Origin of the sequence: Knoellia pratensis, assembly GCF_042666395.1 — a bacterium.
GTDB lineage: Bacteria > Actinomycetota > Actinomycetes > Actinomycetales > Dermatophilaceae > Knoellia > Knoellia pratensis.
This window is the reverse complement of the sequence record NZ_JBHTDJ010000001.1, coordinates 244,094-258,152: the sequence shown is the minus strand read 5'-3', so window position 1 is coordinate 258,152 and position 14,059 is coordinate 244,094. Positions and strand designations below refer to the sequence as shown.

The following is a 14,059-nucleotide window of genomic DNA, read 5'->3' as shown; positions in this document are numbered from 1 at the left end:
ACCCAACCCTGACTCGACTTCGTGCCCCGCACGGACACCGATCGTTGTCCGTGCGGGGCACAAAGTCGAAGCAGGCAGGGAGTCCTAGGGTGGGGGACATGAGCAACGCCACCGGTCTCGTCGACCTCCACTGCCACGGCGCCCTCGGGCACGAGTTCGGGCGTGACACAGCCGGATCCGCGGCAGCGGCGGCCCATCACCGCGCGGCCGGCGTGGGCACCTTGGTTGCCTCCCTCGTCTCGGGTCGCGCGGACACCCTCATCGGTCAGGTCGCGACGCTGGCTCCCCTCGTCGCATCGGGCCAGCTGGCCGGCATCCACCTCGAAGGCCCGTTCCTGTCGGAGGAACGTCGCGGCGCCCACGACCCCTCGGTCCTCACCGACCCTGACCTTGCCCTTGTCGAGTCACTCGTCGCGACCTGCGCGGAGGCTGGCGCGCCAGATGCGTTGGTGCAGTGGACCTTTGCACCCGAGCGGGCAGGCTCGGGTGAGCTGGTCGCGGCACTTGCGCGACACGGCATACTCCCCGCTGTCGGACACACGGACGCGTCAGCGGACGTGGTGTCCCGGACCCTGGCATCGGTTGCCGACGCATGCGGTCGCGCGCCGCTCGTGACGCATCTCTTCAACGGTATGCCGCCCTTCCACCACCGTGCCGGTGGTCCCGTTGCGGCGGCGCTCGCGTCTGCAGGACGCGGCGAGTGCGTGGTCGAGCTCATCGCCGACGGGGTGCACCTGTCGACTGACGTGGTGCGCATGGTCTTCGAAACCGTTGGTCCGCAACAGATTGCGCTCGTGTCGGACGCGATGGCGGCGACCGGACTGGGTGATGGCGCCTATGCGATCGGGACGCTCGAGGTCGAGGTGGCCAACGGCGTGGCGCGGCTGGCCGACGGTGGTTCGGGGCGCGGTTCGATTGCCGGGTCGACCTCGACCCTGGCCGACTGCGTGCGCTGGGCGATCGACGTCGCTGGCCTGCCAGAAGCCGATGTCGTCGCCGCAGCAACGACGACGCCTGCCTCGATCCTCGCCTCCTGATCAGTCGGTGGTGAGGCCGCGTTCGGCGAGCCAGGCGTCGGCCCGGCGCCGGGACGCCTGGGCGAGCCACGCCTCCTCGACGAGTTCGATGATCTCGTCGCGCGTCACCTCGTGCAGGCGGCTGGCGCGCACGAGCACCGAGGGGTGTCCGTTGAAGTGTGGCGTGGTGAAGAAGGGCAGATCGGGGGCCTGAACCAGCGCCTGCTTGTCGCTCTCCCCGCCGACCCAGATGACGATGACGTCGTCGTAGCGCTCGCCCGTCCGCGGGTCGAACGCGTCCTTGCGCGGGTTGCGGAAGAACACGAACGACTTGACGCCCACCTGGTAGACGGGGTTGGCCTTGGCAGACTCCACGGTCACGTGCGGCAGCGCGAGGGCGGCCTCGTGCACGTCGTCCGCGCTGGCTGCTGCCTTGCCTGCCTTGCCTGGGTTGGAGGTGGTGGCAGGGCTGGAGTTCCTGACCATTCCTCCACTATCGCAGGGACTCAGCTGGGCGCGGCGAGGCGCAGGACCGACTTGAGGGCGACGTCGTTCCAGGCGTCGGCACCCTTGAGCATGTAGTGACCCAGCGGGCCCATGTCGATGAACTCGGCACTGGCGGCGACTGTTCGTGCGCGCCTCACGAACCGTTGGGTCTCGGCGAAGGACGTCAGCCGATCGCGCCGTCCGTGGGCAGCGATGAGGGTTCGGCCGGCGAGCGAGTGAACTGGGTCGGTAGCTGACCACCAGGGGGCCAGCGCGACGACGCCGACCACGGACGGGTCGTCGGCGACGTGGACAGCGACCCGCGCGCCCATCGAGTGGCCGAGCAGGATGACCGGCTGGTCGCCGTGGGTTTCGCGCACTTCGTCAAGGGCCCAGCGGGTGTCGGCGATGCGACCTGCGCCGTCGCCGTTCCAGCCGCGTCCGCTGTAGCGCAGCAGCCAGATGTTGGTGCCCGCGGCATGCGCGCGGTCGGTGAGGGAGCGCGCCATCCAGGCGGTTCGCTGCCACGAGGCGCTGCGGCCGTCGACGAGGGCGTGCGAGTTCGGCTTGCCGCCGTGGAGCATGAGAATCGTCGCGCTCGGTTGTGTTGGGGCGACGAGTTCTGGGGCGTCGAGACGGGTCAGCGAGGGTTGTGCAGTGGCCACGGGTCTTCTTCGGAGTCGGGACGCTCACTGGATGGGTCAGTGGGTGGTTCAGGACAGTCGGCCGATGTCTCGCGCTCGAGGCGACGTGCTTCAGCCTTGCGTTCGGTCCGCACCTCCCACACTCCGTTGACCAGGCCCACAACCATCATCACCAGCGCAGCGCCAAGTCCGAAGAGGCCCGCCATGCCGAGCCAGCTGCCCGGCGAATCGATGGGGTCCGGATAGAAGTCGTCAGCGCTGGTCCCCGTGCGACGCACTTGAAGTGTGGCTCCGGGGGTCTCCTCCCACGGGCAGTGGGTGATGGTGAACTCGGCCGGTAGGCCAGGAGGAGGGTTTGCCGATTGGTTCGGCGGCGGAGGCGGCGACATCGGCGACCTGGCGGCCGTCTGCGAGGAGCTCGCGGCGGCGGGATGCCCGCTGCTCGTCGACCGGGCGGTCCAGACGCACGGAGGCAACGGGCTTGCGGCAGAGTACGGACTCGTCGACATGATTGCGGGGTCGCGCCTGTCGCGGATCGCCCCGGTCAGTCGAGAGATGGTGCTGAACTTCATCGCGCAGTTCAGCCTCGGCCTGCCGAAGTCCTACTGAGACGTCCCACGAGAAGAGATGACGATGACCGAGCTCGTTCACCTGTCCGTCGAGGACGCCGTCGCGACGATCACCCTCGACAGCCCGCACAACCGCAATGCTCTGAGCCGGCAGCTCGTCACCGAGCTCACGGCCCACCTCGAGACGGCAGATGCTGATCCTGACGTGCTGGTCATCCGGCTGCGGTCGGCGCACCGGGTGTTCTGCGCCGGTGCCGACCTCTCCGAGGCGTCGAAGGGCCAGACCGGGGCCACTGCTGCCCTCGTCGCGATGCTTCGGCGCATCGTCGCGGCGGACACGCCAGTCGTTGTCGAGCTCGCGGGTCCGGTCGTTGCCGGCGGCCTCGGCATCGTGGGCGCGGCCGACATCGTGATCGCTGCGGACGACGTGACGGTGCAGCTGACCGAAGTTCGGCTCGGGCTGGCGCCCGCAGTCATCTCGCTCACCCTGTTGCCTCGACTCACGTCCCGGGCGGCCTCCGAGTTGTTCCTCTCGGGGCACCGCATCACGGCGGCCGAGGCGGCCGCGGCGGGGTTCATCTCACGCGTCGTGGCACCCGAGGACGTGTCGGCCGAGGTCGACTCCGTTGTCGCTGACCTGGCGCGCGGCACGAGTCAGGGTCTGCGCGAGACGAAGCGTCTGCTCAACAAGGACCTGCTCGCCCGCATCGACGCCCAGGGCGGCGAGATGGCCCAACTCTCCGAGCGACTCTTCAACAGCGACGAAGCCCGGACCGCAATGCAAGCGTTCCTCAAGCGCTGACCCAGCTCTCATCGCCCGCGCATGCCGATGAGCGGATGTTCGCGCTCATGCCGATGGTCGGATGGCTCTCTGCCAAGTTGTCACCACTGGCAAGATCACGCTGTTTCACACGGAATGCCCCGGGCGTGTACTGCGGCCCGCACCTGCTCCGCAGCGGGACCCGAACCGTGGGACGAGACAAGCATGTCGCCAAAACCGCCGACGAACGCAGCCGGTGGCATGACGGCCAACTCCGGATGCGGGACCACGTGGAACCAGTTGGTGCGCGTTCGAGACCACTCGGGCGCGGGATCGCTACGAACCACGATCACACTTTTGAGGTCATCCCAGGCGACCCATTGATCAGCCACCCCGCCTTTGCGCAGGACCAGGTGCGTTGGCGTTGCCATAAGGCTGCGGGCACCGAACCCGCGAGCCCACCAGACGGTCCGGACCGCGGACGCCGCGAGGAGGAGCGCAGAAACGATCGCTCCGGCCAATAGGTCCCCCGTTCCGAAAGTGGCCCAGACGACAAGGGCTGCCACGAGCCCCGTGGGCAGGGCCGCGCGGAGCAAGAGCCGCCGATCGGACACCACGATGGTCGTTGCAGCATCCAAGGAGGGCGGGCCATCGTGGCGTTCGGTCCAATCGCGCCGCTTGGGCGAAGTCATTGCTCCAGTCTCCGGCAGGAAGCCACGAGGACCTGAATCAACATGCCGCCGCGCCAAGAGTCCACGTCCGCTATTGCCGCCGATCGTGCGAGAGACTCAGGCTATGAACGCCAACCAGCGAGCTGAGGTCTTCGACCAAGTTCGCAGAGTCATCGCTTGGGAGATGCAGGCCCAGGCGGGTGTCCGACGCCAGCTAGACGAGATGCCGCCTCTCATCGCGGACAGCCTGCTCGACTACTTCGAGGTTCGCTTGAAGGGTGGAATGGACCTACCCACCTTGGCCTAGACACAGCCCGCTCATGTCGCTGATCGTGAGTCGAGGAGTGCCACGACCGTGCGAACACTTGTCCGGCGCCGGGAGCCGGGCGCTGGTCGCAGTCTCGTCGGGGACACTGGGGGAACACCGACCGTAGCTTCGACAAGGAGTCAGCCGTGACCGAGGGAACCGTCCGCTGGTTCGATGCCGACCGGGGGTTCGGCTTCATCGCCCTCGGTCAGGATGCGGAGGACCTGTACGTGCATGCGTCCGAGATCGTCAGCGACGACGCGATGAGGGTGCTCCGCGAGGGTCAGGTGGTCGAGTTCGAGATCGGCGAGGGGGACCGCGGCCCGCAGGCACGCCGCGTCCGGGTCACGGCCGACCAGGCCGCCGACACACCGCTGGGCGTCCTCGGCACCGTCTCCTGGTACGAGCCCGCCAAGGGGTATGGCTTCATCACGCCCGACGACGGTGGAGCCGAGATCTTCGTGCACAGTTCGGCCATCGTGGGGGGCGGCGTGGTCTCGGAGGGGCAGCGGGTGGCGTTTCTCGTCGTCGACGGGGAGAAGGGACCGCAGGCAGACCATCTGCTGCCTTTGGGAGCCCAGACCGCCCAGCAGGCCGTGGCATCCGACGGGGCGGACGGCACCGTGTCCTGGTACGACGGGGGCAAAGGCTTCGGGTTCATCACCCCCGATTCGGGCGGCCCCGATGTCTTCGTCCACGTCCGGGAGTTGGCCGACGGGCTCCCCGAGCTGGGCGAGGGGGATCGGGTGACGTACGACATCGTCGTGAGCGAGAAGGGCCCGCAGGCGCGCGACGTGCGCCTCGCTCGCAGCTCGACACCGCGGGGCGCACCCGCGACGTCGACGACCCGGGCTCTGTCGGGACACCGGCAGGCATCCGACGTCCCGGCGCGCGGCGGCGAGGGAGTTGTCGCGCGCTATGACGAGGAGCGGGGGTTCGGCTTCATCACCCCGGACGCGGGAGGCGCGGACCTGTTCGTGCACGTGTCGGTTCTCAGAGGCGCCGTGGCGCTGCACCAGGGCGATCGGGTCCGGTACCAAGTGCGACAGAGCGATCGAGGACCACAGGCCGACCGCGTCGAACGGGTGTGAGCGGGACCGCGGTCCGGGCCGAGCTGGTGCTCAGGCGTGTCTTGATCCAAGCGCACGCTCATGGCGCCGAGTGCGCCTCTTCGAAGCCGGGTCAAAGGGTCATATATGGGAGCCGCCGGGGAACGGAACTACTGACTGTGCAACGAGCGAACAAGGGGGCCGTCACCGCCCGCTCCAGCGACTGCCGAATCTGTCATGTTCGCAGCGTCGCATCACTGGTCTGCCGCTTGGAGTGGAGTTTCAGAGCTGAAGGTGGATTCGTAGGGCGTCGTCGAGCTGGGCCATGTGATGTGCAGGCACTCGACCGACGACGTTCCCCAAGCGCTCGACGGACACCGAGCGGATCTGTTCGCCCTGCGCCTTGGAGTCCAGGGGAAAACCGGTCTCTTCAGCCGGCAGCAGGACCTGGAACGGGTAGATGTGCTCGACGTTGCTCGTGATCGGCACGATCGTGACGACGCCGCGCCCCAACCGCGTAGCGCTTGCGTTCGCCCGGTCGTTGCTCACGATGACCGCCGGGCGACGCTTGTTCGCCTCGCTGGCGCGTGCTGGATCCAGGTCGGTCAGGCGGATCTCACCGCGCAACATCGGCCAGCCCATCCGCGGTGGCGACCTCCCACGCGGTGGCCTCACCTGATGTCTGCCACTCGTCCCAAGCGGCGGCGTAGGCGTTTTCCAACTCCGGGTCCCGCAGCATCCGGATGGCGCGCTGGATCGCGGCCGAACGCGACGGCACACCGGCCGCCTCTACGTATCGATCCAAAGCGGCAACGTCGTCATCGGACAGGCTGATACTCAACTTCATGCTTCCATGCTACTCGGGTAGTACTTGATTGCTACCTGAAAGATGGAGGAGGGTGCGGAGGGACTGGATGGTGTCGGCTTGGGTCGCGGGCTTCGCGTTGGTCAACGCGGGGTCGCCTGGGGCGCCCTCGACTCGGTAGCGCTTGACCCTCGCGAAGCGCAGCGCGATCCCGCCGGGATAGCGCGACGAACGCTGCACCCCATCGATCGCGATCTCCACGACGATCTCGGGTCGCATCATCAGCGCCCACCCGTTGTCGTCGACCCCGTAGTCCGGGAAGGTCTCCGTCTGCCACCGCAGCAGCTCGTCGGTGAGTCCCTTGAACGTCTTGCCCACCATGACGAACCCGCCGGCTGGCCCGAACTCGCCCTCGGGGTCGCGCGCGCCGAGGTGCAGGTTCGACAGCCACCCCTTGCGCCGCCCGGACCCGCGCTCCACGCCGAGCACGACCAGGTCATACGTGTGCACCGGCTTGACCTTGACCCAGTTCTTGCCGCGCCGCCCCGCCGCATAGGTCGAGTCGATGGCCTTGATCATCACGCCTTCGTGCCCCCCGGCCAGCGCGTCGGCCGCAACCCGCTGCGCGACAACGGGATCCGAGGTCACCTCACCAGCAATCCGGTATGCCGGCGCCACGCGTTCCAGCACCGCCAACCGTTCCGCGAGCGGCAGGTCGATGAGGTCCTGGCCGTCTACGTGGAGCACGTCGAAGAACCGGGGGGCGAGCACCTGCTCGCGGATCACGTCGGCCCTCTTCTCGTCCGATCCGAACCGGCTCATCGTGTCCTGGAACGGCCGTGGGGAACCGTCGTCGTCGAGCATGAGCGTCTCGCCGTCAAGGATGATCGACTCGACGGGCAGCCCAAGAGCAACCTCTACGATCTCGGGCACGCGCGCGGTGATGTCGGCCAAGGACCGCGTGAACACCCGCACGTCAGAACCGCTGCGGTGCACCTGAATTCGCGCACCATCGAGCTTGTGCTCGACGGACGCCTCGCCGGTCACCGCCAGCGCCGCAGCAACATCAGTCGCCGTCGACGCCAGCATCGGCTGGACCGGCGTGAGCACCGCGAGCCCCACGTCCGCCAAAGCCTCGGGTGACTCCAGCGCCAGACGCACGGTCCCCGCCAACGACCCGCTGAGCATCACGGCACGACGCACGTCCGCCAGCGGCAGCCCCACGGCGCGCGCCAAACCGTCGGTGAGTACGCCCTCCAGTGCGCCCGTGCGCATCTCGCCCGTGAAGGCACGCACGAGGTAGTCCTGCTCAACGGCGGTGGCCCGCTCGAACAGCGAGACCAGCGCCTCATTGCGCGCATTCACGGACCCGACACCCGCCAGCCCAGCGGCGCGGTCCAGCACCGCGTCAACGTCCAGCACAGTCAGCGATCCCTCAGCAGCCGGGCTCGCCGTCTCCCGCGCCGCCAGCACAGTCCGGTAGCCGAGCCCGATCGACCCCTGACGGATCCGCCCCAGGAGCAACCCAACGGCGGTCTCGACCTCTCCCGTGGTCAGGTCGCGAAGCACCCCGGCCAGGATCTCGGTCTTGGCGGTTCGTGAACGGGTCGCAATCAAAGCGTCGGTCGCGTCGACAAGGCGAGCGAGCGGCATACCCGCGTCGTTGTTCTTCTCGGTGTCAGGCATGGTCGAGAGCCTTCCAGTCGGCGGCGAGCATTCCGTAGGCGTACATGTCGACCCAGCCGAGCGCGCGGTGGAAGCCCTGCTTCACGTAGTGGCCCTCGCGTCGCATCCCGACCCGCTCCATGAGTCGCCACGATGCCGCGTTGTCGGCGAAGCAGACGGCTTCGGCGCGGTGCAGCCCCAGCTGGTCGAAGCAGACGCCGAGCGCAGCCCGCAGCGCCTCTGTCGCCAGCCCGCGTCCGTGCACAACCGGGTCCATCGACCACCCGAGGTTGGCCAGCGTCCCCCGGGCCCGTTCGGCGACGTCGGTCTGGGCATAGGAGTCCTGGACGCGCAGGTGCAGATCCATGACGAGCCGCCCTTCGTGCTCGACCGCGAGGATCGTCGCCAACCTTGCGGGGGCGGCGAGCCGTGCCAGATAGGTGTCGAGGTCGGGCGAGGGGTTGGTCATCCACTGCGCGACGTCGTCTCGGTGCCTCCACGATCTCCACACCTGCTCCATGTCGGCGGCCGTGGCCGGGCGCAGGAGCAGTCGCTGCGTGCGCACCGGCCACTCGACGTCAGCCAGTGACGACAGGTGACGCTGTGTCACTCGGCTGCGGGCTGCTCACCAGAGGGCTGCTCACCCGCGATGTTGACCATCCAGGCGATGCCGAACCTGTCCGAGAGCATGCCGAACTCGTCGCCCCACATCTGCTTCTCGAGCGGCATCTGCACTTGGCCGCCGTCGGAGAGCTTGTCCCAGTAGTCGCGCAGCTCGTCGCTGTCGTCACCGGAGAGGCTGATCGAGATCGAGGAGCCCTCGGAGCGTGGCATCCCGGGAGGGGTGTCGGAGGCCATGAGGGTGAGGCCGTTGGGGGAGACGAGCTGGGCGTGCATGACGCCGTCCGCGTTGGCCTCGCCGGGGTCGCCGAACTCCCCGAAGGTGGAGACGGTGAGATCGCCGCCGAAGACAGAGCTGTAGAACTCCATCGCCTCGCGCGCGTTGTCCTGGAACTGGATGTAGGGGTTCAGTGTGGTTGCCATGTCGCTGACGCTAGACCTGCACACTGACAGCCGAAAGCCCCTTGAGAAGACGTATGCCGGGAGTTCACCTCGCAAGGTGAGCTCACGGCATACGTGATCTCAGAACTGCCGACTTCGTGCCCCGTACGGACAGCTCGCTGGCGCTCGCCGTCCGTACGAGGCACGAAGTCGCGGGTCTGGGTCGGCTACTTGCCGCGGCGGCGGTAGGCGTGGATCACGGACGGACGGGGCTGGCCGTCGCCGCGGTAGGGGAACTGCGAGATGACGTTCTCGGAGCTCGCACCACTGACCTCGCCCGGGTGCTGCACGGCCACGATGACCGAGTCCGGGCCGAGGATCGTCGGGCCACACGTCTCCGCACCGACCGGCACCGAGAGGAACTGCTGCAGCTTGCCCTTGTCGGCACCCTCGAGCGGCATGACGTAGAGCGCGTCGCAGTAGTTGAGCGTGCCCGGCATGCCGTCGGTCGAGATCCACAGGTTGCCGGCGGCGTCGAACGCGACGTTGTCGGGGCAGCTGATCGGGCTGACCTCCGACTTGTCGTAGCCGTTGAAGTACGTCTGCGGGTCGTTGGGGTCCCCGGCCACGAGGACGATCTTCCAGGTGAAGGTCAGGGCGCCGTGGTCTCCGCCACGCTCGGTGAACTCGGTGATGTGCCCGTGCTTGTTCTTGGCGCGCGGGTTGGCCTCGTCGATCTGCTCGGGCGTGCGAGCCGTGTTGTTGGTCATCGCGGCGTAGATGCGGCCGTTGACCGGGTTGGGCTGCACGTCCTCGGGGCGGTCCATCTTGGTGGGGCCGACCTCACTCGCAGCCAGACGGGTCCAGAGGAGGACCTCCTCGACCGACCAACCGGTGACGTGGGACAGGCCGTCGACGATGAGCGGGATCCAGTGCCCGGTGCCGTCGTACTCGCCGTCGGCGGCACCGTCACCGTTGAGCTTGGCGACGTAGAGGTCACCCTCGGAGAGCAGCGTGAGGTTGTGCTTCTTGTCGCCCTTCTTGTACTTGCCCTTGGAGATGAACTTGTAGATGTACTCGTAGCGCTCGTCGTCACCCATGTATGCCGCGATGCGACCGTCCGCGGTGAGCGTCACCGTGGCGCCCTCGTGCTTGAGGCGACCCATGGCGGTGTGCTTGACCGGCGTCGAGGTGGGGTCCTCGGGGTCGACCTCGACGATCCAGCCGAAGCGGTTGACCTCGTTGGGCTCCGTGACGACCGAGAAGCGGTCCTGCACGCGCTCCCAGCCGCGGCCACCGGAGGTGATGCCGTAGCGGCCGAGCCGGTTCTTCGGGTCCACGACGGGGCCGGTGGCGCCGGTCGCGTTGAAGTACTGGTTGAAGTTCTCCTCGCCGGAGAGATACGTGCCCCAGGGCGTCTCGCCACCGGCGCAGTTGTTGAGCGTGCCGAGGATGTGCTCGCCGGTCGGGTCGTCCGAGGTGCGGAGGTGTGCGGAGCCGGCCACTGGACCGTCGACGGCGAACGAGGTGTCGGTGTGGATGCGGCGATTGCGCTTGCCGCCCTGGACCCAGCGCCACGGCGAGTTGGGGTCGCGGCGGGCCACCTCGGTGATGGTGATGCCGTGCGCAGCCTGGACGATGCGCAGCTGGTCGTCGGTGAGCTGGGCCGCGGTCGGAGCGCCACGGAACATGAGCTCGTCGTTGGTGTACTCGTTGTTGAAGGCGAGCAGGCCCTTGAGGTTGCCCCTGTTGCCCGGGCCACCGTGCATGAACTGCGTGTAGTCGTTGTTGTAGCCCGCCTGCTCGCGCTGCGCAGCTGCCGTCTGGTTGTCGTAGTCGAACGCCGGCGTGTCCTTGAAGAGCGGGTCACCCCACGAGATGATCGGCGCCCAGTCGAAGCCCTCGGGGACCTTGACCGCGTCGACGGTCGAGGGTGTCGGCGCGATCCCGGTGAAGCCCAGAGCACTCTTCTTGGCCGAACCCGCGGCACCCGCGGCGCCCGCAGCGGGAGCGGCGGCCACGGGCGAAGCGGCGGCGGACGGCATACTCCACGCCGTCAGGCCGACCACAGCGGCACCGGCGCCGCCCACGCGCAGGGCGGCGCGGCGGGAGACGCCCGCGGCGACGATGTCACCGAAGTACTCGTTGTCGGAGGTGTTGGGCACCGGCTGGTCGCAGGCGTCGCCACAGCGGTACTGGCAGGTCATGGAGCTGCGGCCCCCCTCATGGGAGCGGGTGAACAGCGGAAGCAGGCGTGCGGGAGTGGTCACGGCAGGTCCTTCGTCAGGGGCAGGTGGAGGAGACCTCTCGACGCTATGGATCGCGCGGGCCCGACCGGGGATGCTGCGATGAACACCGGGTGACACCTTGTCGACAAGCCGACGGCGGAGTAGGCAAGGGGCATGTATCTCGAGAATGTCGTCGTCGACGCCCAGGACCCGCAGCGGCTCGGGCGCTTCTGGGAGGCACTCCTTCGGACCACGACCCTGACCGACGATTCCAGCAACTACGAGACGCGGCTGGTGGTGCCGGACGGACCGACGCTCGACCTGTGCTTCGAGCTGGTGAGTGAACCGCCTCCGACGAGCCCGCGACTGCACCTCGAGGTCTACGGGGGCGCTCCGGAGGAGCAGGCGCGCGTCGTCGAGCGGGCGCTCACGCTCGGCGCCAGCCACCTCGACATCGGCCAACGAGACGTGCCGTGGGTCGTCCTGGCTGATCCCGAAGGGAACCCGTTCTGTGTCATGGAGGACCGAGCGGAGTATGCCGTGTCGGGACCGTTGTCCTCCTTGCCTCTCGACAGTGCCGACGTCGATCGCGACCTCGCGTTCTGGTCGGAGCTCTCCGGTTGGGAGCCGACGGACAGCGCGATGCCAGGGGCGCTGCGTCACCCGAGCGGACGCGGGCCCCTCCTCGAACTGTGTCCCGAGCCGCGCCCCAAGGGCGCCGACGCGAAGAACCGCGCCCACCTCGACCTGCGTCTTGAGAGTGGGGACGACGAGGACGACGCGGTGACGCGGATCCTCGACCTGGGCGGACACGAGTACGACCCGGGGTGGGGCGAGCTCCCGTGGCGGCTCTTCAAGGACCCCTCCGGCAACGAGGTCTGCCTCCTCCCTGCCCCGGCCACCCGCCGATAGCGCCACCTACCGCACAGTAGGGGGGGTGATCGCCCCCCTTACTGTGCGGTAGCGAAGTGCAGGAGTCCCAGCTCGACGAGTTGCGCGATGCCGTCGTCAACGGCTCGGTCAGCGTCCGGGTGCGGCCCCAGGTCGGCGACCACGGCGGCATACGCCTCGTCTGTCGAAACCGGAGCGGCAGCGATCCGCCACAGGATCTCGCCGACGGGTCCGAGCCGGACCGGTGTCTCGTCGACGAGGACGAGCGTCCCGCCCTCACCGTGAACGGCATCGCGCCACGGTGCCCGGACGATCGGCCTGTCTGTGCCTTTGGGGGGAATGGGTGAGAAGGGTTCGGAGGTCCAGGGGTGGCGCTGGACCTCGGCGTCGGCGTCGAAGAGCGTGGCGAGCAGGCCTTTGCAGTCACCGATCTCGTTGTAGCGCAACAGATATGGGCCGCCGGATCCGCTCGCCAGCTCGGCCAGCCGGTGGAGCGGTCGGTCGAGCAGGGGTAGCGACGACGACTGCGCGATGACGGCGAGCAGTGCGTCGATGAGCGGCAGCTTCACGAGTTCCGGTGCTGTGCGCACGGGGTCGCGTTCCAGGACGACAAGACCGGTCAGGTATGCCGGCTCGCTCGCCTTCCGCAGTCCCAGCTCGTCGGGGCTCCACTCGCCTTTGTCCCAGGGCGCCTCGGGGTCGCTGATGATCGACACCGGCTTCGGATAGGGCGCGACCCGACCGTCAGCCTCAATGGCCACGGTCTCGTCCGACAAGTAGCCGAAGTGTTGGCCCAGCGCCCGCGAGGCCGTCGACTTGCCGGCACCGGACTGGCCGACGAGGGCGATGGCGCGCTCGCCCCGGCTCAGTCCGGCCGCGTGGAGCAGCGCCGCCGAACCCCGCCGGCGCTGAAGGGAGGCCAACGTGATGGCGCGCGACACGGCATACGGGTCGCTGTCGGTGACCACGAAGGGTTCGACGCCGACATCGCCGGCCGCAACGCGAAGGACGCGACAGCGTTCCCAGAGAACCTTCAGGCGTGCGGAGGCGTCGCCGTCCAGGGCGGCGGTGTCGAGGGCCCACCGCGCACCGAACGCATCGATGACGAAGTCTTCGTTCACTCAGCACATCCTCGCTGTGGGCGATCCGATGGAGTCATACTGATGATTGGCCCTGTCATAGGAGGATGCCTTGACCGACACCGACATGAGCACCCACCCCCACGAGGAGATGCTCCTCGAAGTCTCTGGAGTGCTGTCGTCCGTGGACGGGGTCCAGGACTACCTCGACCGTGTGGTGCACGCCGTCCGTCGGATCGTCACGGGCTGCGACGAGGTCGGCATCACGCTGCTCGTGGACGGGCGCGCCAGCACGGCGGCCTACACGACGGTGACGACCCTCGAGATCGACGCGGTGCAGTACCAGCTGGACCAAGGTCCCTGCCTCGAGGCCGCCCGCACGCAGACCGAGGTCATCGCGTCGCTGGGGGAGGCTGACGAGCGATGGCCGCAGTTCGCCCAAGCCGTCCGGAGTGACGGGATGAGGTCGCTCATGGCCATGCCGCTCGTGAGTGACGGTGACTGTGTGGGAGCCCTCAACCTGTATGGCAGCGCGGTGCAGGCCTTCGATCGCTTCGAGGCGTCGGTGGCACGAGTCGCCGCGACTCGCGCCGCAGACGCGATCGTCGCGGTGGTCCGGCTCGACGGCGCGCAGCGCCTCGCCGGTCAGCTGGAGCAGGCCATGGCGAGCCGGGCAGTCATCGAGCAGGCCAAGGGTGCGCTGATGGCGATGCGGGGGATCGATGAGCACGCGGCCTTCGAGTGGCTGCGTGAGTCATCACAGAGACGCAACGTCAAGGTCCGTGACCTGGCCGAGCAGGTCGTCGCCGGCGTCCGTGGCGCCAGTGGTGCCAGCAACGTCACCGGTGTCGCGGAAGGCTCGACCGGCTGACGGGGTCGGTCGCACT

At 68.3% G+C, this 14,059-nt stretch carries 17 protein-coding genes; 6 read left to right on the top strand and 11 right to left on the bottom strand.

The window, feature by feature from the left end; genetic code table 11:
* The first annotated feature begins 98 nt into the window (after positions 1 to 98).
* Entirely contained in the window at positions 99 to 1,037 is a 939-nt protein-coding gene (locus ACFQRE_RS01250; RefSeq protein ID WP_380117967.1) for an N-acetylglucosamine-6-phosphate deacetylase, read from the top strand.
* Here the strand turns inward: ACFQRE_RS01250 and ACFQRE_RS01245 are convergent, their stop codons facing one another.
* The 3 genes from ACFQRE_RS01245 to ACFQRE_RS01235 are packed head-to-tail and all read right to left on the bottom strand — an operon-like array spanning position 1,038 to position 2,424.
* Positions 1,038 to 1,502 (bottom strand): MmcQ/YjbR family DNA-binding protein, encoded by a 465-nt coding sequence (locus ACFQRE_RS01245; RefSeq protein WP_380117965.1) that lies wholly within the window; start codon positions 1,500 to 1,502, stop codon positions 1,038 to 1,040.
* A 20-nt stretch (positions 1,503 to 1,522) separates the two neighbouring features.
* The gene (locus tag ACFQRE_RS01240) at positions 1,523 to 2,167 is read right to left on the bottom strand and encodes an alpha/beta hydrolase (RefSeq protein ID WP_380117963.1); all 645 of its coding nucleotides are present in this window, start codon (positions 2,165 to 2,167) and stop codon (positions 1,523 to 1,525) included.
* Positions 2,143 to 2,424 (bottom strand): hypothetical protein, encoded by a 282-nt coding sequence (locus tag ACFQRE_RS01235; RefSeq protein ID WP_380117961.1) that lies wholly within the window; start codon positions 2,422 to 2,424, stop codon positions 2,143 to 2,145. The genes ACFQRE_RS01240 and ACFQRE_RS01235 overlap by 25 nt, the downstream gene beginning before the upstream one ends.
* A gap of 40 nt (positions 2,425 to 2,464) precedes the next feature.
* Here ACFQRE_RS01235 and ACFQRE_RS01230 point away from each other — a divergent pair, with 40 nt between their 5' ends.
* A complete protein-coding gene (locus ACFQRE_RS01230; RefSeq protein WP_380117959.1) occupies positions 2,465 to 2,755 on the top strand; it encodes a hypothetical protein in 291 nt (96 codons plus the stop codon).
* A gap of 24 nt (positions 2,756 to 2,779) precedes the next feature.
* On the top strand, positions 2,780 to 3,517 hold the full coding sequence (locus tag ACFQRE_RS01225) for an enoyl-CoA hydratase-related protein (protein ID WP_380117957.1): 738 nt from the start codon (positions 2,780 to 2,782) through the stop codon (positions 3,515 to 3,517).
* Positions 3,518 to 3,612: 95 nt separating this feature from the next.
* On the opposite strand, the gene ACFQRE_RS01220 is transcribed toward ACFQRE_RS01225, so the two are convergent.
* Entirely contained in the window at positions 3,613 to 4,167 is a 555-nt protein-coding gene (locus ACFQRE_RS01220) for a hypothetical protein (RefSeq protein WP_380117955.1), read from the bottom strand.
* A 432-nt stretch (positions 4,168 to 4,599) separates the two neighbouring features.
* Between ACFQRE_RS01220 and ACFQRE_RS01215 the strand changes: the two genes are divergently transcribed.
* Entirely contained in the window at positions 4,600 to 5,544 is a 945-nt protein-coding gene (locus tag ACFQRE_RS01215) for a cold shock domain-containing protein (protein WP_380117953.1), read from the top strand.
* Positions 5,545 to 5,784: 240 nt separating this feature from the next.
* On the opposite strand, the gene ACFQRE_RS01210 is transcribed toward ACFQRE_RS01215, so the two are convergent.
* The 6 genes from ACFQRE_RS01210 to ACFQRE_RS01185 form a co-directional block, all read right to left on the bottom strand.
* Positions 5,785 to 6,132, bottom strand: a complete 348-nt coding sequence (locus ACFQRE_RS01210) for a type II toxin-antitoxin system PemK/MazF family toxin (protein WP_380117951.1) — start codon at positions 6,130 to 6,132, stop codon at positions 5,785 to 5,787.
* Positions 6,119 to 6,349, bottom strand: coding sequence for a ribbon-helix-helix domain-containing protein (locus tag ACFQRE_RS01205; protein WP_380117949.1), 231 nt, complete (start codon positions 6,347 to 6,349; stop codon positions 6,119 to 6,121). The genes ACFQRE_RS01210 and ACFQRE_RS01205 overlap by 14 nt, the downstream gene beginning before the upstream one ends.
* 9 nt (positions 6,350 to 6,358) lie before the next feature.
* Positions 6,359 to 7,960, bottom strand: a complete 1,602-nt coding sequence (locus ACFQRE_RS01200; RefSeq protein WP_380120376.1) for an ATP-dependent DNA ligase — start codon at positions 7,958 to 7,960, stop codon at positions 6,359 to 6,361.
* Positions 7,961 to 7,985: 25 nt separating this feature from the next.
* Positions 7,986 to 8,582: a GNAT family N-acetyltransferase gene (locus ACFQRE_RS01195; RefSeq protein WP_380117947.1), complete on the bottom strand. Its 597-nt coding sequence runs from the start codon at positions 8,580 to 8,582 to the stop codon at positions 7,986 to 7,988.
* Entirely contained in the window at positions 8,579 to 9,016 is a 438-nt protein-coding gene (locus tag ACFQRE_RS01190) for a VOC family protein (protein WP_380117945.1), read from the bottom strand. Before ACFQRE_RS01190 ends, ACFQRE_RS01195 begins: the two co-directional genes overlap by 4 nt.
* Before the next feature lie 185 nt (positions 9,017 to 9,201).
* Positions 9,202 to 11,244 (bottom strand): PhoX family protein, encoded by a 2,043-nt coding sequence (locus ACFQRE_RS01185; protein WP_380117943.1) that lies wholly within the window; start codon positions 11,242 to 11,244, stop codon positions 9,202 to 9,204.
* 132 nt (positions 11,245 to 11,376) lie between these two features.
* On the opposite strand from ACFQRE_RS01185, the gene ACFQRE_RS01180 reads away from it, so the two are divergent.
* Positions 11,377 to 12,114, top strand: a complete 738-nt coding sequence (locus ACFQRE_RS01180) for a VOC family protein (RefSeq protein ID WP_380117941.1) — start codon at positions 11,377 to 11,379, stop codon at positions 12,112 to 12,114.
* 38 nt (positions 12,115 to 12,152) lie between these two features.
* On the opposite strand, the gene ACFQRE_RS01175 is transcribed toward ACFQRE_RS01180, so the two are convergent.
* On the bottom strand, positions 12,153 to 13,214 hold the full coding sequence (locus tag ACFQRE_RS01175; protein WP_380117939.1) for a hypothetical protein: 1,062 nt from the start codon (positions 13,212 to 13,214) through the stop codon (positions 12,153 to 12,155).
* Positions 13,215 to 13,284: 70 nt separating this feature from the next.
* Here ACFQRE_RS01175 and ACFQRE_RS01170 point away from each other — a divergent pair, with 70 nt between their 5' ends.
* On the top strand, positions 13,285 to 14,043 hold the full coding sequence (locus ACFQRE_RS01170) for an ANTAR domain-containing protein (RefSeq protein WP_380117937.1): 759 nt from the start codon (positions 13,285 to 13,287) through the stop codon (positions 14,041 to 14,043).
* The last annotated feature ends 16 nt before the right edge of the window (positions 14,044 to 14,059 follow it).